Here is a 21,045-nt window from a genome sequence, read left to right as displayed (position 1 = left end):
TTCGGACATTCGGTGCGAAAGCTTGACCATCTGCGGTACGAGTCTGACCTGCTTCCGGAATTCAGGGTCCCCAGCGAACGGTGGCGAAGTCGATGTTGCCGGGTGGGTTCACGGGACGGAGTCCAAGGTCCTTCAGACCCTTGGCATGGACAACCACGTCATTGACGTCGACAAGCGGGATGACGATGCCGGCATCGAAATACATCTGCCCCGCTCTCTCGTAGAGAGCGTCGCGTTCTTTGACGTCGGTCACCTGCCCGGCCTGGTCCACGATGGCATCGGCTTGCGGCAGCGTCCGCCCAAAAAAGTTGAGGGGAGCGTCTTTTGTGAAGAACGCCTTGGCCTGGCTATCCGGGTGAGCGGCGTCCGGGCCCGCGATCGTGAGCAGCAAATCGGGAGGGTTTGGGTCGTCCTTCAAGGTGTAAGCCGCGCCGGAGGGCAGCACATAAGCCGTCGCCTTTACGCCGATCAAGGCCAGTTGCGCGATGATCAGGTCGGCGATGCGGCTGTAGCTCGGGGCCGCGCTATGGAGGCCAATGACCAAATTGACCGCGCCGTGTTTGGCGATCGCGGCTTTCGCTGCCTCGAAGTCGGTCGGGAACCGGATCGGATTGACTGGGTCGAGCATCACGTTCGGATAAACCGACTTCGACAGGCTTGCGAACTCTCCAAAGGCGTCCTTGACCCACAGCGCCGGGTTGATCGCTGTCAAAACGGCCTTGCGGACCTCCGCATCGTCGAGCGGCGAGTTCGGCTTAACAAAGAGATCGTACGGTATCATGCTCGGAGCGGCGGTGATCTCCACCCCCTCCGGCAGGCTGGTGAGTTGCGCGAACGGATAGTTGATCGGTACGGCATCGATCGCACCCGCCTGCAATTGAAGTATCTGTTGGCTGATATCGGGCACGACCGAAATCTGGATCTGCCGGAAGAACGGTTTGTCGCCCCAATAGTTGTCGTTGCGTTCGAGCAGATAGCGCTGACCGCGTTTGAATTCAGCCAGTTTGAACGGACCCGTGCCGACCGCGTGCTCATTGAGCCAGGTCGTCGCGAAGTCGCCGTTGTCATGCTCGGCAAGCGCTACCGGACTGATGATCTTAGGCCCCCATGGACTGGAAAGGGCATCGAGGAGCGAAGGCTGAGGATGGCCCAGCGTGAGTACAACCGTCGAATCGTCGGGCGCCCTCATGTCCTTCACGTTGGCCAGGACGTAGCTCTGGATCAGTCCACCATCGCGGCGGCGTTCGAACGAGTTTATGACCGCCGCCGCATTGAACGGCGTGCCGTCGTGGAACTGGACACCGTCGACCAGGTGGAAGGTGTAAGTCAGCCCGTCGTCCGAGATCTCCCAGCTCTGGGCGAGCAGACCAACGATCTTGGTCGAACCCGGCTCGTATTCGACGAGGCCCTCGTATACGTTGTTGATCGCGCTCATCGCGCCGGTCTCAAACCCGTTGTCCGGATCGAACGTGCCGATGTCGGCCACGTAGGGTATGCGCAGCACCTCTTGCGCGTAGACCGGCGCAATCCAGACCAGCAAACCGAGAGCAGGTCCCAGCATGCGCAGCCCGAAGCTGCGCTTGTAAGATCGCTTGGCCCGGCACGCGTAAATTTCCATCAAGGCTTCCCGTCGGCCTGCTACTTCACTAGGGACTGCGGGAAGGCCACCCGCAGTCAATTCCTGGCCAACGAGGCATTCCACGCTCTTGTCCAACCCAGCGCCGCACCGCTGCCATCAAGATCTTCTTGCGGCGCTTGGCATCGATGCGGACACCCAGACATTTTAGCCACGATACCTCAGCCCGCTGATCGCGGTCTATGAGCATCAAGCAGAGGTCACCCTATCCCCAGGGTATAGATCGTAGCGCCCCGGACAGGTTTGTGAACGCTTGGAGACGCGCATCCGCTAAGAACGCGCTTGCAACCGACTAAGCCCAGACGGGAACGCTGGCTGCTGCAGGAATTGACCGAGTCCCTGGCAGGCCGCGTGGAGTGCTGACAGGACTGCCTATATGTCGGTAGTCGAGTCGTAGCCGCGCTCCGGCGCGCCTCAAAAATTCGCGGCGAACACAAAAATGCGGATGGGCGCCCAGTGCGACGAGAACTTGCCGGACCGGTATGCTCGCAATAGTGCCCGAGCAGGCCGGCAAGCTGCTGGCATTATGAGGCGGGCTGGTGGCGGTCCTCGATATAGCTTTTGACTTGCGCCATCCCATCCCAGCGGCGCCGGGCTTAGCCGTCGCACCCGACCGAGCAGAGCGTCCTAGAGGGAGGTCATAGTCTCCCATACTTCGGCATCGTCCAACCGATCCTACCGTTTGATAGGCTGGTGCCGCGGGTTCCACGAACATTGGCTGCATCGGACGGCGGCCCTTGCCGGTTTGGCAGGGGATGCGTCCAGCCACCCCCTTGAATCTTCCGACCACCCCGGAGGCGTCGATGAGCACCGTCTCTTTCCTCAACATCGGCATGCACGGCTACATTAACCCGACGCTCGCGGTCGTGGCAGAGCTCGCCCGGCGCGGTCACACGGTGACCTATCACACCTCCCCTGCGTTTGCGGCCCAGATTGAGACCGTTGGTGCGAAGGTCTACCTCTACTCTGGGGGCGACCTGCCCTTGCCGGATCCGCCGATCCCCCTCGCGATGCTGGAAGAACTCGCTCGGACCGCCCTCGGCCTGTTGCCCGGCGTGCTCTCGGACCTCCGCGCCATACGGCCCGACCTGATCGTGCATGGGGCGGCCTGTCCATGGGGCGCGGTGGCCGCGCGTGAGCTCGGTGTGCCGGCGGCCGCCACGTTCACCACGTTCGCCTTCAACGGGCAGGTGCCCAGCCCCACCCGCCTCTCCCGTGACTTGGTGGCCGCCGCAGCCGCCCGTCCTCGCATTGGCTGGAGCTACGTTTGCGCGCGCTGGGCCCTGCACCGCGGCTACGACACCGGCGGGCTGCCCCTGATCGACCTGATGAACGCCCGCGAGCCGCTGAACCTGGTCTTCACATCCAGCGCGTTCCAGCCTGGAGCCGACGCGTTCGACCCCTCGTACCGGTTCGTCGGGGCGAGCGTCGGTTCCCGCCTGACCGATCCGGGATTCGACGCCGCCCGGCTGGAGGACCCCGTGCTGTACGCTTCGCTGGGCACGGTGTTCGATGCGCGGCCCGCCCTGCTGCGGACCTTCGCGACCGCGCTGGCACCGCTGGGCGGCACCGTTGTCGTCTCGACCGGGGCCACGGAACCGGCAGACCTGGGTCCGCTGCCAGCCAACGTGCTGGCCCGCCGATCCGTGCCGCAGCTCCAGGTGCTGGACCGGGCGGCGCTCTTCGTGACCCACGGCGGCATGAACAGTGTCAACGAGGCGATGCGGGCCGGGGTGCCGACGCTCGTCGTGCCACAGGGGGCGGACCAGCCAATGGTGGCGCGGCGGGTTGTAGAGCTCGGTGCCGGCCTCGCGCTCCGCACGGACGATGCCACTCCAGAGACGGTGCAAGCGCTCGCCAGGGGTCTGCTGGACGAGCCGCGCTTCCGCGAGGCGGCAGCCGCACAGGGCGCCGCACAAAAGCAGGCCGGCGGCGCCCGGCGTGCCGTCGACGAGCTCGAGCGGTATCTCGACGACGTGTTGGGAGGCATCGCGACCGATCGAGCACAGGGGCGCTGAACCATGTCGACGACGGTCGCCGTACTGCTGGTCCTCGCCGGGCTGTCCGAGAGCGCCGGGCGCGTGCTGCCCCTGGTGGCGCGCAGGCCCAAGCTGTCCCCGCGGCTCGTGGCCGGTCTGATGGTGACCGGCACCGTCGTCGAGGGCACGGTGATCGCGCTGTGGCCCATCGCCGCGTGGACCGTTGCCGACTCGGTGCAGCCGGTCGTGGCGCCTGACTCAGCCCCACTGCCTGGCACGATTGGGCTGGCCTGGACACCCGCCCTGGTCGCCCCGCTGCTCCTGGCCGCCGTCCTCGCGTTCCCGCTCCTCGGGCCGTTCCTGCACATGCTGCTTATGGCCGTTGTCGGAGCAGGGCTGGCCGGCCCGCTCGCCGCGGCGTCGGGACTGGGCTGGTGGACCGCGGTCGGGTGCATCGCCGTCGCGGGGGTCGGGCTCGCGGTCACGGTCGAGGTTGTCCGGCGGCTGATCGCCAGGATCATCGCCGGCGCGCGGGAGCGGGAGTCGATCGTGTGAGCGAGCACCTCCTGCTCGTCGCCCTCTTGGCGCTCGGCCCTTTTCTGCTCGCCGAGGGCCTGCTCGCCCGACACGAACTCATGGTCTATACCATCGGCCGGCGCGCACCGGCCGCCACGCTCCCACCGGAGGTGCCCTATGCCAGGGGGGCCGATCCAGGGCGGCCGCCGGACGCCTACGTGGTCTACCTGGACGGGATCGGCAAGCGCCGCCTCACCGATACGCGCGATGGCGGCCAGCTCGTAAAGGCCATCATCGCCGGAGCACCGGAGTTGCGCGTGCTGGGCCAGGTCCAGCCCTACTCGCCCCTGGCGGCCCCGCTCGTAGGGCGCCCGGTGTGGGATTGGCTACGGCGGCACGTCGGTATTACACTGTTCCTGCACAACGTCATGCAGACCTTTGTGGCCGCCGATCGCCGATACCGCCCGCTGTACAACCGGGCAGTGGGTGCCCAGATCGCCGACCAGCTCCGGCTCGCAGGGTACGAGCCCGCCAGCGGCATACCGGTCGTCCTGCTCTGCTACAGCGGTGGTGCCCAGGTGGCCACCGGCGCGGTCGAAGAGCTGTTCGCCCAGTTCCGCGCTCCGCTGTTGCTGATCACGCTCGGCGGTTTCCACAACGGCGTCAACGACCTCACGCATGCGCTCCACCTGTACCGGCTCACCAGCGCGAACGACTGGATCGAGCGGGTGGGCATCGGATTCTTCCCCCAGCGTTGGCGCCTGTGGCGGCGCAGCGCCTGGAACCGGGCCCTGGACGCCGGGAAGATCACGGTGTGTTCGCTCGACCCGGCAACGCACGTGGGCCCGCAGAGCTACATCAGCCCTACGGCGCGGCTCGTCGACGGGCGCAGCTATCTCGATCGCGCTACCGAGATCGTGATTGAGATCATCCGGCGCGACTGCACAACAAAAATGCTCGGAGGGAGATAAGGCTACGAATCGAGGCTGAAACCTTCCTCGACGAGAGCTTGGTTGGGCCCACCATTTTTCTTTGTTATCAAAAGGTTATAATGGGTGCTGCCAAGCCGATTTGGCAGCATTTGGCAGCGCGCCGTCAGCAACGAAAAAGGGCGGCTCGCGCCGCCCCGGTTTCTTTGCTGACGATCCGCAGCGGCGGCGGCGCTGCCGCCGGCGATCATGGTAAGCCTCAAGCCGCTTTGTGCCCTCGACGGCATGCCCAGCGTCGCGATCGCCTCGACGGTCACTTCGTTGTGATGGCGTCTGGCACGAACCGATCGGTCCCCTAGCTTGGTGCTGATCCGATCACCCTAGTTTTGGTAACCGCTGTAACAAATCCGGAGGTACAGCATGGCAGAATTGAGCCGCAGTCAAGTTCCGGGATCCACGAGATCGGGCATCTCTCGTCGGACGTTCCTGAAGCACGGTGGCACCTCGGCCGTAGGGCGGCGTTGCTGGAAGCAGGGGCAGCGCAGGCAGCCGTTGATGGTTCTATGCAGGACGATGCCAACGAAGTGCTTGGCCCTGGTCTGATCCCGATCGATCTCACGATAAATGGACGACGGGTCCCGGTGCAGGCGGAACCCGCCACCACGCTGGTCGACGTCGTCCGCAATCATCTCGGCCTGACCGGCACCAAAATCGGCTGCGATCGCGGAGCCTCTTCTGCCTGCACGGTCTGGCTCGACGGTCAGCCTGCCAGCAGTTGCATGACGCTGGCGCTCGACGCACGGGGCAGGAACATCACCACGATCGAGGGGCTGGCCGAGGGCGGCAAGCTTCATCCGGTGCAGCAGGCGTTCATCGAGCATGACGCCCTTCAATGCGGATTCTGCACGCCTGGAATGGTAATGAGTTGCGCAGCGCTCATAGATCGTAAACCCGACGCCGGCATCGACGAAGTGAAGGCCGCGATAAGCGGTCACCTGTGCCGCTGCGGTACCTATCCGAACATCTTTGCGGCAGTGCTCGCCGTCGCCGGCGAGAATCGGAGGAGGGGCACCTGATGGCTACCGAAAATCAGGCACGGGCCGACCGGCCTTCGTTACGGTCCCAGTCCTTGCTCTACGGTATCGTCGGGCTGGAGATGAGGCAGGTGACTCGGCAGGTGCCGGACGATGAGCCGCCGCAGTTGCCAGTGAACGCCGAACTGCGCTCCATCGGCAAGTCGATCCCGCGGCTCGATGCCGTGCAGAAGGTGACGGGCGCGGCGAAATACACATTCGACGTGCAACTGCCGGGAATGCTCTACGCACGGCAGATCGTCTGCCCATGGCCGCATGCCAGGGTGATCTCGATCGACACCTCGGCGGCGGAGCGTCACCCCGGCGTCCGTGCTGTACATGTGCTCGAGACACTGCTGCAATCCGCCAGGCTTCGCGATCCGGAGGCCGAGGCCCGCAACAAATACCCGACGGTCCGCTTCGCCGGCCAGACCGTTGCCGCGGTCGCCGCCGAGACGCAGCGGATCGCCGACCAGGCGGCGAAGCTCGTCAAGGTCGAATACGAGCGCTTGCCGCATGTCACTGACCTCGATGCGGCAATGGACGATGAGGCACCGATCGTCTTTCCAGGACCGGTCGAGCAGCCATCAACGGCCGGCGGCGGCGGCGCACCGGAAGGCTTGCCGCAGAAGGGCAATGTGCGCGGTCCCAACTTCGGCATGCCGGGTATGACGCCCACGGGCGATATCGACCAGGGCCTGGCGGAGGCGGACGTGATCGTCGAGGCCGAATATCGCACGCAGGTTCAGACTCATGTGCCGATGGAAACACATGGCATCGTCGCGGATTGGCAGGATGACGGGCTGACCATTTATGCCTCCACGCAGCACACGCACAGCGTGCGCGATGAGGCCGCCGAATATTTCGATCTGCCCAAGAGCAAGATCCGGGTAATCAGCGACTTCACCGGCGGCGGGTTCGGCGCCAAATATGGGATCAACAATTTCGGCCTCCTCGCCATTCATTTGTCGCAAAAGGCCGGCGCGCCCGTGCGCATGATGCTGGACCGCCGTGAAGAGCATGTTTCGGCGGGCAATCGCCCCAACAGCTTGCAGCGCGTACGGATCGGCGCCAAACAAGATGGCACCCTTACCGCCATCGACGTCATAAGCTGGGGCACCGGCGGCATCGCTGGGGGCGCCGGCATAGGCTTCTGCTACAATGCGCTATACCCGTGCCCGAACATGCGCACCGAGCAGTATGACGTGTTCACGAATGCCGGCCCGTGCGCGGCTTTCCGCGCACCCGGACAGGTGCAGGGCATCTTCTCGCTCGAGCAGGCGATGGACGAACTCGCGGATCGGCTGCAACTCGACCCGCTGATCCTGCGCGATCGCATCGACACAAAGCCCACCGACGACATGCTTGCACGGGCACATGAACGCAAGGTCGCGGCCGAGCGGTTCGGCTGGAGCCGCCGGCGTCCGCCGAACGCCGACGCCGGGCCGATCAAGCGGGGGATCGGCATGGCGCAGGCGCAGTGGGTGTATGTCGTCAGCCCTCCGACGACGGTGGAGGTGCGGGTCGCCGATGACGGGTCGGTCTCCGTCTACAACAGCACGCAGGATGTCGGCACCGGCACGCGGACTGTGCTTGCCCAGGTGGTTGCAGAGGAGTTCGGCCTCAATGCCGAGGACATCGGCGTCTTTATCGGCGACACGCGGTTCCCGTGGGGACCGCCGTCCGGCGGCAGCCGGGTGACTGCGTCGGTGACCGCGCCTGCCCGCAATGCGGCCTATGCTGCGGCACGCGACCTGGCCGCGCGCCTCGCGCCGCTTTTCGACGACGCCGATCCCGATGACATTTTCTTCGCCGACGGCAAAGTGGGCGTCCGCGGTAAGGAAGGGGCCGCAAGGCCGCTCAAGGATGCAGCCAAGGAAGCCAAATTCGGCGAAATCTCGAAACTCGCCAAGCGGCACGACGACTATGAGGGATTTGCGGTGCCGGGAGAGCTCTCCATCAGCCGGCATGGGCTGGGCGGTGTCCAATTCGCCGAGGTGGCGGTCGATGTCGAGACCGGCGTGGTCAAGGTCGAGCGCATCGTCGCTGCCAGCGATTGCGGCAGGCCGATCAACCCCAAACTGGTCGAGAGCCAGGTGATCGGCGGCATCATCCAGGGTGTCAGCTACGCGATCTACGAGGACCGCATCATGGACGCGGCGAGCGGCCATCAACTCAACGCCAATGTCGATCAATATAAGATGGTCGGATCACGCGAGACTCCGGCGATCGAGGTGCTGCTCATGGAGCAGATCGGGGCGCAGTCGTCGACCGACGCGCGAGGCATCGCCGAGGCAAGCAATGTGGCGACCAGCGCCGCGATCGCCAATGCATTCTACAACGCCACCGGAAAGCGGATCCGCACTTTGCCGATGAACCCGGCAAATGTGCTGGCGACGCTCAGCGCCTGAGATCGGCCAGAAGGAGTCCATCATGGCCATGAACAGCTTCGAATGGGTGGATGCCACGACGGTCGAGCAGGCAGCAGGTATGCTTGCCGAAAGCACCGAGCAACGCCCCGTCATCGCCAAGGCGGGCGGGATCGACCTTCTGGACTTGATGAAGGAAGGGATTCTAGCGCCGATGCGACTGGTAAATCTGAAGACCATCCGCGGTCTCGACGAAATCGACACGGAAAACGGGCTGTCGCTCGGCGCGCTTGTGACGCTGGACCGCATCGACAGCGATCCACAGGTCCGCGCGCGCTACTTGGCGCTGTCGGATGCTGCCGGGCATGCGGCGACGCCGCAGGTCCGCAACGCCGCAACGATCGGGGGCAATCTGCTGCAGCGGCCGCGCTGCTGGTATTTTCGGCACGATCATTTCCATGGCGAAGGTGCAGATGAGATGGGGAGCAGGGGCGCTGACGAGAACCAGCATCACGCGATCTTCGACAACGACAAAAACGCGATGGTCCAAGCCTCGACGCCGGCGACGGCACTGGTCGCCTATGATGCAAGCGCCGAACTTGCCGGCGGCGCCAACGGCTCACGCGTCGTAAAGCTCTCGGATTTCTTCTTGCCACCCGAAATGCAGCGCGCTCACGATGCGAGGATCGAGACTGGCGAGGTTATGACGCGCGTGATCGTTCCGCCGCTGAACGCCGGGGCGAAGGCCGCCTACCGCAAGCAGACCGAGCGCGACAGCTACGACTGGCCGATCTGCGATGTGGCGGTGGTGCTGACGATGGAGGGCCAGACAGTGCAAAATGCTTCGATCGTCATGGGATGGGTCGCACCAACGCCTCGCCGCGCCGCCGAAAGCGAACGTCTCCTCATCGGCAACAGGCTTACCGACGACTTGGCGCGACAGGCGGCCCGTGCCGCGGTGGCCGGCGCTACCCCGCTGGCGAAGAACAGCTACAAGGTGCCTGTGCTGGAGACGGTCGTTCGCCGCACAATCCTGGCCGCTGCCGCGGGCTAGCGTCCTGGGGGCGTCCAAAATGGGTTCGGCAACTTCGCAGCCACCCGCGGCGCCGGCAGTCTGCCGACGGTTGCGCTCCAAGGGCGCACCCGGGACAGGTTACGGGAGCGGCGTCGACTTCAACGCAGGCTACAGTTCGACCGCAACATTCTGGTGTACCGCCACGGCCGGCGTCGTCGGGCCTGATGACTCCTACGTCCATCCGCACGTATGCATAAGCGCTCGGATATGCTTCCTGAGTCCTTCAGAGCAGGATCAAGTTTCATGATATTTGTGGAGAAGGCGACAGCCAACTGTTGTGGGTTTGATTGACTCAACTCTGGGTAGCAAGTCGTTTCTCTCTCTGTGAGCGCCGTGACGACGGTTGGCACGCGGCTCACGGCAACCGCCACCGAGATCCAGGAACCCGCCGGTCCGGCTTCAGCCTGAACCCGGCGCCTCATCGGCTCGGCGTCTACTCGGCTGCTCCGCTCTCGGAAGCCAGGGTTGGGCCGGCTTCAGGCCGCCTGCGCCGGAAAGTCCTGCGAAGAGCAACGTAGAAGACCGGCGTCAGGAAGAGGCCGAACAACGTCACGCCCAGCATGCCGGAGAACACGGCCGTGCCGAGCGATTGGCGCATTTCCGCGCCAGGCCCGCTGGCGATCACTAGTGGCACCACGCCCAGGATGAAGGCGAACGCCGTCATCAGGATCGGCCGCAGCCGCAGCCGGCAGGCCTCGACGGCCGCCTCGACGGCGTCAAGGCCGCGCTCCTCACCTTGGCGCGCGAATTCGACGATCAGGATCGCGTTCTTCGCCGCCAGGCCGATGAGCACGATCAGCCCGATCTGCACGAGGATGTTGTTGTCGAGACCGCGGAAGGCGACGCCCAAGAGGGCGGCCAGTACGCTGAGCGGGACGATCAGCACGATGGCGAAGGGCGTAATCCAGCTTTCGTATAGCGCGGCGAGCACCAGAAAGACGAACAGAACCGACAGGCCGAAGATGAAGACCGCCGTGTTGCCGGTCTGCCGCTCCTGGAAGGCGAGTTCAGTCCATTCGAAGGAAGTGCCCTGCGGCAGCGATTCGGCTGCGATCCCCTCCATCAGGTCGAGCGCCGTGCCCGTGGCGACACCCGGCGCTGCATTGCCCTGAAGCGGCACGGAGACATACATGTTGTAGCGCTGCACGAGCGAGGGACCGGTGACGTCGCGGATCTCGATCAGTGTGCCGAGCGGCACCAGGTCGCCGGCCGCCGAGCGCACCTTCAGCTTCAATATGTCGTCGCGATCGATGCGGAAAGCCTGGTCGGCTTGCGCCCGCACCTGGTAGACACGACCGAAGGCATTGAAATCGTTGACGTAGGCGGCGCCTAGATTGATCGACAGCGTCTCGAAGATGTTGGGGATCGGCACGTTCAGCATGCGCGCCTTGTCGCGGTCGATCGCCAGGAAGAATTGCGGGCTGGAGGCCGAGAAGGTGGTGAAGACGCCCATCAACCCGGGCGTCTGGTTGGCCTTGCCGGCGATTTCGTTGGCCAGCGCCAGAATCGGCCGCATGTCGGCGCTGTTGCGCTCCTGGAGCATCATCTTGAAGCCGCCGGAGTTGCCGATGCCCCGGACTGGCGGCGGCGGCAGCGCGATGATGAAGGCCTCCTGGATGCTTTGCAGGCTGCCAAACAGCGTGCCGATGATCTTGTCGGAAGTATCGCCGCTCTCGAGCCGTTCCTCGAAGCTCTTGAATGGCGCGAAGATCACGCCGGAATTGCTGGCGTTGGTGAATGTCGCGCCGTTGAATCCTGCGAAGGCGACGGCGTTGGCGACACCCGGGGTCCCGCGGATGATATCCGACGCCTTCTGGATGATTGCGTCCGTTCGGGCGAGCGAAGAGCCCTCCGGCAATTGCACGACGACGATCGCATAACCCTGGTCCATGTTCGGGATGAAGCCGCGCGGCACCGTCTGCAGCATGTGATAGGTCGCGTAGAGCAGGCCTGCGAAAACGAGCAGCATGGCGGCAAGCGCCAGGGTCGTGCCGACCAGTCTGTGCACCAGCCAGGCATACCCGTCCGCCATCCTGTCGAACCCGTTGTTGAACCCGTTCGCCAGAGCGCGGCCGAACCTTGCCAGGAAGAAGTTCGAATGTTCCTCGCTGTGCGGCTTGAAAAGCACGCCGGCGAGAGCCGGCGAAAGCGTCAGCGAGTTGAATGCGGAGATTGCGGTCGAGACCGCGATGGTGATGGCGAACTGCAGGTAGAACTGGCCGGAAATCCCGGGAATGAAAGCCGCCGGAACGAAGACGGAGATCAGCACCAGCGAGATCGCAAGGACCGCGTTTCCCACTTCATCCATGGTCTTATGCGCAGCGGCGCGCGGAGCGAGCCCCAGCCGGATGTTCCGCTCGATATTTTCCACAACCACGATGGCGTCGTCGACAACGATGCCGACCGCCAGCACCAGCCCGAACAGAGTGAGCATGTTGAGCGAGAAGCCGAAGGCGAGCAGCACGGCAAGCGTGCCGATCAGCGAGACCGGTATCGCCACGATCGGCACGATCGCCATGCGCCACGACTGCAGGAACACGATGATGACGATCACCACCAGCAGGATCGCCTCGGCGATGGTGACATAGACCTCGTTGATGGATTCGGCGATGAACTCGGTCGGATTGTAGATGATCTCGTAGGCCAGCCCCTTCGGGAAATCCTTCGAAAGCTCCGCGATGGTCGCCTGGATTTCTTCCGCCGAGGCCAAGGCATTGGTGCCCGGCCGCTGGAAGATGCCGAGCGCCACCGCGGCCTTGTTGTTGAGATAGGAATTGGTGACGTAGTCCCTGGCGCCGAGCTCTATGCGCGCCACGTCCTGCAGGGAGATCAAGCGGCCGTCCTCGGCCGACTTGACTATGACGTAGCGGAAGTCGCGCGCGTCTTCAAAGCGCCCTTGCGTGGTGACCGTATACTGGAAGGCCGAGCCGTCGCCAATCGGCGGCGCGCCGATCGAGCCGCCCGATACCTGGACGTTCTGGTCGCGCAGCGCCTCGACTACGTCGCCTGCGGTCATACCGTAGGCGGACAGCTTTTCCGGGTCGAGCCAGACGCGCAGCGAATATTCGCGCTCGCCGAAGATCTGCACGTCGCCGACGCCGTCCAGTCTCAGCAGGACGTCGCGCACGCGCGAACGCGCATAATTCGAGACGTAAAGCTGATCATATGTGTCGTCGGGCGACAGCATATGGACGACCATCATCAGGTCGGGCGAACTTTTCGCCGTGGTGATGCCGAGCCGGCGCACCTCTTCCGGCAGGCGCGCTTCGGCGATCGAGACGCGGTTCTGGACCAGCACCTGCGCCGCGTCGAGATCAGTGCCGGGGCGGAAGGTGATGGTGAGCGACATCGAGCCGTCGCCGGAGGAATAGGACGACATGTAGAGCATGTGCTCGACGCCGTTGATTTCCTGTTCGATCGGCGTCGCCACGGTCGCGGCGACCGTCTCGGCGTCGGCGCCCGGATAGGAGGCGCGCACCACGATGGTCGGTGGCGCGATTTCGGGATATTGCGCGACTGGAAGCTGCGTATAGGCGATGCCGCCGACGAGCACGAGCACGATCGACAGCACCGCCGCGAAGATCGGGCGGTTGACGAAGAAATGGGCGAAGTTCATTGCGTCTGCCCTTCGGCTTCAACCTTGGGCGGCAATTTGGTCATCTCGGGCTTGACGGTGACGCCCGGCCGCACTCGCACCAGCCCGTTGACTACCACGGTCTCTTCGCCGGTGAGGCCCTCGCGGATAACGCGATAGCCGTCGATGCGCGGGCCGGTGCGGACCGGCTTGGCCGAGATCAGGCCTGCCTGGTCGACAACGAAGACGATGCGGCGGTTCTGGTCGGCGCCGATCGCCTCGTCAGGCAGAAGCACGCCCGGATGCGGCAGCGAGCCGGGCACGTTGATGCGGCCGAACATGCCCGGCTGCAGCACGCCGTCCTTGTTGTCGAAGCGCGCCCTGGCCCGCATCGTGCCGGTAGCTTGGTCCAGACGGTTCTCGGCGAAGTCGAGCTTGCCCTTGAACGTCGCTTCATCACGGTCGGCGACACGGACGACAACGTCGACGCCGCCGGCGCCTTCCTGCATGACGCCGCCGCGCTCGCGGGCGTCGCGCGCATAAGAGAAGTAGGTCCGCTCATCGATGTCGAAATAGAAGTTGATCGGGTCGATCGAGACGATGGTGGTCAGCACGGTCTGGTCGGCCTGCACCAGATTGCCCGGCGAGATGAGCCGGCGGTCGACCCGGCCGGAAAACGGCGCCTTGATCTCGGTGAATTCGAGATCGAGACTTGCGTTTTCAAGTGCCGCCTCCGCGCCGTCCAGTTGCGCTTGGGCGGCGAGATATTCGCGGCGGCGGTCGTCCAGTGTCGAAACCGGTATGTTGCCTTCGCGCGACAGGGTCTCGGCGCGTTCGAACTGCATCTTGCTGAATTCGACCAGGGTCTTGGCCGAGTCGACCTGCGCCTGCGCCTGGTTCAGCGCCGCCTTGAACGGCCGCTGGTCGATGGTGAACAGGAGGTCGCCCTGCTTGACCAGCGTACCGTCCTGGAAATGGACCTGGTCGAGATAGCCGCCGACGCGGGAGCGTAGCGAAACCTGGTCGACGGCTTCGAAACGGCCGACGAACTCATCGTCCTCGACGATATCGCGCACCAGCGGCTTGGCTACCGTGACGACGGGCGCGGGAGGTGCTTCCTGCGCCTGTGCGGCCGGGGCCGCGAGCAAGCCGAGCGCCGCGAAGGCCGCGGCGGCGAGCCATTTTGCAGGGACGTTTCTGCTGGAGGGGGCGGCCAGAGAATCGTGGCGGAGGCGTGCAGTGTGAACCATGGTTACCCCTCGTAATCGGTCCTTCATGCGAAGTCCGTAACATCTAGGCAGCTTGTGTGCCGCACAAATCAATTTTTTGTACTGACCACCACAACCGACAGCTTGCTATTGAACAAACATCGAACATCGTCAATCTTGACAAGGAAGCGGCTAACCGGGGAGCGCGAACGCACATCTCGCGTTTATCCGTTGCGTAGCCATCGCCATGCGCTCGAGCCAAAGCGGATCTGACAAGCCATTGCGCATCCCGACGTGCGGCGGTTCTGTCGGGAGGAACAGGGCCGCTCCCGCGCGTTGAGGTTCGACCTGCTTCTCATTCTGCGGTTATAGGCGGCGATATAGGCTTCGATGAAATCGGCAGATTGGACATTTGCTACACTCCGAAAACGCTATTGCACCATTGCGCCACTTGCATAGCACTGGGACGTGACAACCGCACGTCCGCACGTCTCTCCTGCAGTTTGGAAAAAAGATCGTCGATAAGCGGCGCATGTATGGCGCGAACGAGGGTGAGGTCGAACAGTTCAAGCACCTTATCGGAAGCGTGCCCGGAGCGGCGGCTGCGCCGCGGAAATTCTCTATCGTGGCCCTCCATAGGGCGCTCCACAGCGCTGCTGGGCCGATTTTCGGGTTTTGATGAACGAGAAGGGCCATCTCTCAGAAAAGGCAACGACAAGTATCGGGTGTCTTGCTGTGCAAAATTTCTTGAGAGGCCGACGGGCCGGGTCTAGGTAAGGTTTTCCATAGTGTTCATTTCCAGACTGTCGGGATGCCCGTGTCGTCGATCGCCGCCGCCCTGCCTGATTGCCTGCGCTCGGTCGAGCGCCCCGGCGACTTCTGCGTCGGTGGCCTGCGGGAAATCTTCATGCCGACGATCGACGTGGAGAGCGTGGGCAGGATCGCCTTCCCGCTTCCGGAGGCGCAGGCCGAACGGCTGGTCGCCGTAGCCGATGCGGCACCCCATGGACGCGGCGAGGAGACGGTGCTCGATCGCGACGTGCCCAGAACCTGCCAGATCGACCCGCGCAGGATCCAGATCGGCGGGCGTAGTTGGGAGACGACGCTGGCCGAGCTCGTAACCGACGCTGCCCGCGGCCTTGGCGTCGAAGAGCTGGTCGAGGCGGAGTCCTACAAGCTTCTCGTCTATGACGCCGGCAGCTTCTTCCTTAATCACCGGGACACCGAAAAGACGCCCGGCATGTTCGCGACCCTGGTGATCGTACTTCCCTCTGCTCATCGTGGCGGCGAGCTGGTCGTGCGGCACCTGGGTCGAGAGGTGATGTTCGATCTGCACCCCGAAGATCCGTCGGAAATCGGATACGCCGCCTTCTATGCAGACTGCTTGCATGAAGTGCGCCCGGTCATCATCGGACATCGCCTGATCCTCGTCTATAATTTGCGCTTCCTCGGCAAGAGACGCACACTGCGGGCCCCCGACTATCGCGCGGTCGAGGCGCACGTCGCGGACCTGCTGCGCGGCTGGGCCGGCTCGGAGGACGAGCCCGACAAGTTGATCGTGCCGCTCGAGCATGCCTACACGCCGGCGGAGCTGTCGTTCGACACCCTCAAGGGGGCCGATGCGGGCGTGGCGTCGGTGTTGATCGAGGCGGCAGCGGCGGCGGAGTGCGATCTCCATCTTGTCCTGGTATCGATCGAGGAGAGCGGCAGCGCCGTGCACACCGGCAATTATCGCCGCAGGCGCTGGGATCGAGACGACGAGGGCGATGAAGAATTCGAAGTCGCGGAGGTTTTCGACAGCTCGCTGACCCTGTCGGCGTGGCGGCGTCCGGACGGCGGCGGGGTCGGGTTTCACGACTTTCCATTCAATGAGGAGGAGCTCTGTCCGCCCGATGCGTTCGAAGATCTGAGGCCCGACGAGCAGCATTTCCACGAGGCGACGGGCAACGAGGGCGCCTCTTTCGACCGTACCTATCGCCGTGCCGGTCTGGTGCTGTGGCCGCGCGCGCGGCGGCTCGCGGTGCTTAACCAGGCCGGCCTCGGGGCGACGCTGCCGTATCTCGAAGACCTGGCGAAGCGCTGGGAGACGAGCGACACCGCCGCCAAGCGACAGTTGTGGGGGGAGGGCGATGAGCTTTCGGGACACATGCTGCGCTCCTGGTCCCGTGAGACATGGCGCAGGGAGGACGATACCGATGCCGGTCGGATGCTCGACTTGCAGGTTCGGCTGAGCAATGCCGCGCGCATCGACGAATTTGTCGTGGAGTTGTCGGCCAACGGCCACTACGCCGCGTCCGATAACGACGCCCTCGTGCGCGCCGCCGCGCTCCTTCCACGACCGCGGGCCACGGACTTGCTGGTCGAGATCGTCAGACGCAATGCCGCGGCCCACCTCGGCGCCTGCGCCGATTTGCTGATGCGTTGCGTAGCGGCGCCGACCGAGTCCGCTGGCGACGCCGCGAAGATCGGCGCAGCTTTGATCGACGTCTTGCCGGGTGACCCGGCCAAGCGTGCCAAGCTCGACCCCTGGACGCGACCTGCGTCCGTACTGCCTGGCTTCGTCGTCGATCTCCTGACGGCGACGAGCAAGATCGACGCCGGGCTTGCAGCGCGCGCGATCGAGCACCTGCTGGCCTGGCCCCGGACCTACACGCCGGACGCGGTGCTCGTCCCGGCGGCACTGGCCTTCGCCAAGCGGGCGGAGAGCAGGGCATGGCCGGCCATCGGCCGGCTGCGTGAGGCGGCTCTCGACCATCTGCGCGGTCGCATCGCGCTGCCGCTGGAGGCCCCGCGGGACTGGTCGCGAACCAATCCGCTCAAATGCACATGCGAGGACTGTCGCGCACTCGGCGCATTTCTGATTGATCCTCATCAACAGCAATGGCGCCTGAGGGCGGCCCAGAACCGGCGGACCCACGTCGAGGAGAGCGTCCGAAACGCCGTGTGCGACCTTGACCTCGCCACCGAAAGGCGCGGCAGCCCGCACACGTTGATCGCGACCAAGAACCAGGCCAGTTACGAGCGACGCGCCAAACAGCGCCGGCAGGATCTGGAACATGTATCGGCGCTTGGTGGATGAAGGACGATCTCGAGCACCTGGCGGCGGGAGAGTCCGAAGGACAGCCGCAAGGGTGAAGGGCCGCTCCGGATCAGTGTTCAGGGGAAGGTTTCAGACCGGTCCGAACTGCTGCGGGCGCGGCGGTGAGCGCGGATCAACAGTCCGCATCCGCATCTTGAATCTGTTGGCCAGAATCGCTATTTTGTCTAACAAGGAGATCCTTGATGCCGTCCCATGAAACTCAGCCGCCACCGATTCAGGCAAGTCTGCGGCGGCGGACGGTCATTGATACGGCGCGGCAGCTCGGGCTGCTTGAAGGCGAGAATGGCCGGATCGGCGGTCGGATTCGACGCGACCTCATAGCGGCTGCCAAGGAAAAGTCCGGCATTACCACCGATACAGAACTACTGGAATACGCCTTGGCGAAGGTCGCGCTTGAGGACGACTTTGGGGTGAAGGTGGTCCGCCGGAAGGGCCGGGTCGCGAAAGAAATCGACCTTGAGTTTTGATCTGTCCCGTGCGCTGCGGCGGATCAAGCCGCAACGCAGCACAGATACTATCCAACGCCGCTCGGCCGCCGATCTGCCTATTCTTCGGAAGCCGATTTCAGCTGGCCTTGAGCTGTTGCTCGATAGCTGTGTCTATATCGACGTACTCCAAGGGCGTTCTCCCGTAAGCGTGGACGAACTGCTTGAGACCCGGAACGTCAATCACTCCACCGTTTGCCTGGCTGAGCTGACGCACCTGTTCGGCCGCCTCGATCCGTCGCACCCGGCCACGAAGACCGTGTTACGCGAAATCCGGCGTACCCTCGAAGACATACCAGGCCACCGGCTCTTTTCCCCATCGGAGACCGCCATGGGCGAGGCCGGAATGCTGGCCGGCTTGGTGACGCGTCTGTCAGGCGCTGCCCGCGGCGAGAGCCTGCTGAACGATGCGAGCTTATATCTCCAGGCGCTGGAACGCGGCTGGATTGTTCTCACACGCAATGTGCGCGACTTCGACTATTTCGATCAGCTTCTGCCAGCGGGTCGTGTTCTTTTCTATGAGCAGGGGTAGCCGGCTTGGGCCCATTGGGTGGCGATATGTGTCGCCGACCGACAAGTACCCGAGAATTTGCGGTTTCATGGCAAGCCGCGGAACCGGGCAGTACAATACGGGAAGATTTCCAATTCTGGCCCAGGAAAAAGACAATGAAATCAGTGCCGTGAACACGTCCTCCGTCCTCCGGGCCACCAAAGTCCATGAATCAACCACTTATGGTCAGTTTCGCTTTGAAGTGGGGCCAATTCAGATTCGCTATGTCCCACGACTCAGGTGCATTCACCTTGAGCAGGCGGTCACCCGGACTAAGCCTTGGGTGGGGCCTCCACGCCGGACATTGCGAGAACCGCAGGAGGAAGCCGAGCGCCTTCGATCTTGACCGCAGCCACGTCAGCATTGAGCTGATGCAGCTCGTCCTCCGTAAAGGTGATGGCAGCGGCCGCAATGTTCTCGTCGAGGTGGGCGGCCTTCGTTGTACCGGGGATCGGCACGATGAACGGCTTCTGTGCCAGCAGCCAGGCCAGCGCCAGCTGGGCGGGTTTGACCTCCTTGCGTTGCGCCCACGTCCGCACGACATCGACGAGCGCCATGTTGGCCGCCAAGGCATCCTCAGCCATGCGGGGAACCCAGGCGCGAAAGTCTCGCTCGGGGTCGTCGCCAAAGCGGGTTTCTGCCGTAATCGTGCCGGTCAGGAAACCATAGCCCAGCGGAGCCCAGCTCACGAAGCCGATACCCAGTTCCTCGCACAGAGGCAGCACGTCGGCCTCGGGACCACGCCAGACCATCGAATATTCGTTCTGGATGGCGGCGAGCGGCAGAATCGCGTGTGCGCGTCGGATGGTCTCAAGTCCCGGCTCCGAGAGCCCGAAATGCAAAACCTTGCCCTCGGCGACGAGATCCTTGACCGCGCCGGCGACGTCTTCGATCGGCACAAGCGGGTCGACGCGGTGCTGGTAAAGCACGTCGATGCGGTCGGTGCGCAGGCGGCGCAAGCTGCCTTCGACGGCGCGCTTGATGTGCTCGGGCCGGCTGGTCAGGCCCTCTCCGATCTTGCCGGTCTCAAGATCAACGTTGAACCCGAACTTACTCTCCAGAACGACGGTCTCGCGCAGCCCCTGCAGCGCATCGCCAACGATCTCCTCCGAAATGAAGGGTCCATAGACTTCCGCCGTATCGATGAGGGTGACGCCTTGGTCTACCGCGCGCCTGATAAGCGCAACGGCGGCGGAGCGATCTATGCGGCTGCCGAAATAATCCTGGGCGGTGCGCTCGTCAGGGCCAGGTTTCCACTGGCATCCGAGCCCCACGGGAAACACTTCGAGGGCGCCCAGCTTGCGGCGCTGGCTCGCGGGTTGCGGGCTGGCCGTTTGCGCCGCCGCTTCGCCAAGCGAAGACAGCAGCCAGGGCGCAACGCCGAGACAAGCTGCCGACGCCAGAAATTGCCGGCGCTGCGGGTTGTCAATGTTCGAGGGAGACTGGTTGTTTGAGGGAGACTGGTTGACTCGGTGAGATTTCGTCATGTCACGATCCTTGGCTCGCCATGAGGCCGGCGCGGATGTTCGGTCGCCGGCCTCAAAGGGTGGTTTGCTGAAAATAGGCACGGCCGGCGCCGCGGACAGGGTCGATTCTTGCTCACTTCGTGGATCGCCGGGTTCAGGCGAAGCTGTCGCCCGAAGCCCTATCGGTGCCGGATGGACTGAGCCCGCGCCTGCCTGCCTATGTCCGATGGCGGCACGCCGTACTGCCGCCGGAACAGTTGACGAAAATGATGCAGGTTCGAGAACCCCGCAGCCGCAGCCGCCTGCGGCACGGTTGCCTGGGTCGACCGCAGAGCGTGAAACGCTCGATCCAGCCGACTTGCAGTTACAAAGCGATGCGGCGGCATGCCGAAGGTGTTGGCAAAACTGCGCGCGAAGTGAAACGGGCTGAGTGCGGCCGCCTCGGCAAGATCTCCCAAGGTCAGCGGTTTGTCGGCGGTGTCCAGCACCAGTTCCACCACACGCTGACGCCGCCGCGCGTCAAGCGTTCGCCGGATAAGATCGTGTCCACCGAAGTGCCGCCGCAGCACCTGGGCATAGGCGGCGCGAACCAGTGTCTCGGCCTCCATGTCCGACATCGGTATCCACCCGCGCAGGGCGGCGCGCAGTCTGGTCGCCACCGCCTGGATGATCGGGTCCTGCCAGCCATGCACGTCATCGAGATCGGCGTGGCCTTCGACACGCATGTCCCGCGCCATCTCGCGGCGCAGCCCGGTCGCCCCGGTGATTTCCAGAACGTCGGAGGGAGAGTCCGTCTCCAACCAGGCGATCGGCGTGTCGCCGCCAAGCCCGATTGTCATAGGCGGCACGGGCCGTGGCCTTGCAGTGCCATCGGCTACGCGCACAACGGCAGCCGCCTGGCCGGTGAAAGCCATGCCGATCGACCCGGGCGCCGACGTCGACTCGATCTCGCCGTCGCGCCATGCCGGCAAAAGGCAATGCGCCAAACGGAAGGTCTTGCTTTCCCGGCGGATGATCTCGGGTTGCGCGCGGCTGGTCATCCTTCGGCTTTTCCCGCTGATGTGGTGGGCGAAAACGGCCGCCTG

The 21,045-nt window shown here is 64.3% G+C and carries 15 protein-coding genes; 9 read left to right on the top strand and 6 right to left on the bottom strand.

What is annotated here, in order from left to right; translation table 11 throughout:
- Positions 1–61: 61 nt before the first annotated feature.
- Positions 62–1,618, bottom strand: a complete 1,557-nt coding sequence (locus AC0L2A_RS19965; protein ID WP_473610250.1) for an ABC transporter substrate-binding protein — start codon at positions 1,616–1,618, stop codon at positions 62–64.
- A gap of 821 nt (positions 1,619–2,439) precedes the next feature.
- On the opposite strand from AC0L2A_RS19965, the gene AC0L2A_RS19960 reads away from it, so the two are divergent.
- From AC0L2A_RS19960 to AC0L2A_RS19950, 3 genes are read left to right on the top strand one after another with little or no spacing between them, the layout of a single operon-like run.
- A complete protein-coding gene (locus AC0L2A_RS19960) occupies positions 2,440–3,654 on the top strand; it encodes a macrolide family glycosyltransferase (protein WP_473610249.1) in 1,215 nt (404 codons plus the stop codon).
- A gap of 3 nt (positions 3,655–3,657) precedes the next feature.
- The gene (locus AC0L2A_RS19955; RefSeq protein WP_473610248.1) at positions 3,658–4,170 is read left to right on the top strand and encodes a hypothetical protein; all 513 of its coding nucleotides are present in this window, start codon (positions 3,658–3,660) and stop codon (positions 4,168–4,170) included.
- Positions 4,167–5,102 (top strand): hypothetical protein, encoded by a 936-nt coding sequence (locus AC0L2A_RS19950; protein ID WP_473610246.1) that lies wholly within the window; start codon positions 4,167–4,169, stop codon positions 5,100–5,102. Before AC0L2A_RS19955 ends, AC0L2A_RS19950 begins: the two co-directional genes overlap by 4 nt.
- A gap of 2 nt (positions 5,103–5,104) precedes the next feature.
- On the opposite strand, the gene AC0L2A_RS19945 is transcribed toward AC0L2A_RS19950, so the two are convergent.
- On the bottom strand, positions 5,105–5,311 hold the full coding sequence (locus AC0L2A_RS19945; protein WP_473610245.1) for a hypothetical protein: 207 nt from the start codon (positions 5,309–5,311) through the stop codon (positions 5,105–5,107).
- 312 nt (positions 5,312–5,623) lie between these two features.
- On the opposite strand from AC0L2A_RS19945, the gene AC0L2A_RS19940 reads away from it, so the two are divergent.
- Genes AC0L2A_RS19940 through AC0L2A_RS19930 form a run of 3 tightly spaced genes read left to right on the top strand, consistent with a single transcriptional unit; the run spans position 5,624 to position 9,556 of the window.
- Positions 5,624–6,136: a (2Fe-2S)-binding protein gene (locus AC0L2A_RS19940; protein WP_473610244.1), complete on the top strand. Its 513-nt coding sequence runs from the start codon at positions 5,624–5,626 to the stop codon at positions 6,134–6,136.
- Positions 6,136–8,544 (top strand): xanthine dehydrogenase family protein molybdopterin-binding subunit, encoded by a 2,409-nt coding sequence (locus AC0L2A_RS19935; RefSeq protein ID WP_473610242.1) that lies wholly within the window; start codon positions 6,136–6,138, stop codon positions 8,542–8,544. Before AC0L2A_RS19940 ends, AC0L2A_RS19935 begins: the two co-directional genes overlap by 1 nt.
- 22 nt (positions 8,545–8,566) lie before the next feature.
- A complete protein-coding gene (locus AC0L2A_RS19930; protein ID WP_167366524.1) occupies positions 8,567–9,556 on the top strand; it encodes an FAD binding domain-containing protein in 990 nt (329 codons plus the stop codon).
- 454 nt (positions 9,557–10,010) lie between these two features.
- Here the strand turns inward: AC0L2A_RS19930 and AC0L2A_RS19925 are convergent, their stop codons facing one another.
- Complete coding sequence (locus AC0L2A_RS19925; protein ID WP_473610241.1) at positions 10,011–13,193, bottom strand: efflux RND transporter permease subunit; 3,183 nt, start codon at positions 13,191–13,193, stop codon at positions 10,011–10,013.
- A complete protein-coding gene (locus AC0L2A_RS19920; RefSeq protein ID WP_473610240.1) occupies positions 13,190–14,401 on the bottom strand; it encodes an efflux RND transporter periplasmic adaptor subunit in 1,212 nt (403 codons plus the stop codon). Before AC0L2A_RS19920 ends, AC0L2A_RS19925 begins: the two co-directional genes overlap by 4 nt.
- Positions 14,402–15,176: 775 nt before the next feature.
- Between AC0L2A_RS19920 and AC0L2A_RS19915 the strand changes: the two genes are divergently transcribed.
- The 3 genes from AC0L2A_RS19915 to AC0L2A_RS19905 all read left to right on the top strand — a co-directional run bounded on the left by AC0L2A_RS19915 (position 15,177) and on the right by AC0L2A_RS19905 (position 18,476).
- Positions 15,177–17,438: a 2OG-Fe(II) oxygenase gene (locus AC0L2A_RS19915; protein ID WP_473610238.1), complete on the top strand. Its 2,262-nt coding sequence runs from the start codon at positions 15,177–15,179 to the stop codon at positions 17,436–17,438.
- A gap of 203 nt (positions 17,439–17,641) precedes the next feature.
- The gene (locus AC0L2A_RS19910; RefSeq protein WP_091597632.1) at positions 17,642–17,926 is read left to right on the top strand and encodes a hypothetical protein; all 285 of its coding nucleotides are present in this window, start codon (positions 17,642–17,644) and stop codon (positions 17,924–17,926) included.
- Positions 17,916–18,476: a type II toxin-antitoxin system VapC family toxin gene (locus AC0L2A_RS19905; protein ID WP_091597636.1), complete on the top strand. Its 561-nt coding sequence runs from the start codon at positions 17,916–17,918 to the stop codon at positions 18,474–18,476. The genes AC0L2A_RS19910 and AC0L2A_RS19905 overlap by 11 nt, the downstream gene beginning before the upstream one ends.
- 290 nt (positions 18,477–18,766) lie before the next feature.
- Here the strand turns inward: AC0L2A_RS19905 and AC0L2A_RS19900 are convergent, their stop codons facing one another.
- Together AC0L2A_RS19900 and AC0L2A_RS19895 are read right to left on the bottom strand one after the other, a co-directional pair.
- Complete coding sequence (locus tag AC0L2A_RS19900; RefSeq protein ID WP_473610237.1) at positions 18,767–19,981, bottom strand: aldo/keto reductase; 1,215 nt, start codon at positions 19,979–19,981, stop codon at positions 18,767–18,769.
- Positions 19,982–20,139: 158 nt separating this feature from the next.
- A complete protein-coding gene (locus tag AC0L2A_RS19895; RefSeq protein ID WP_473610235.1) occupies positions 20,140–21,000 on the bottom strand; it encodes a helix-turn-helix domain-containing protein in 861 nt (286 codons plus the stop codon).
- Positions 21,001–21,045 lie beyond the last annotated feature (45 nt).

The organism is Mesorhizobium sp. WSM4844, assembly GCF_055811775.1.
Note: the sequence above shows the minus strand (reverse complement) of the source record. Positions and strands in the feature narration are given on the sequence as shown.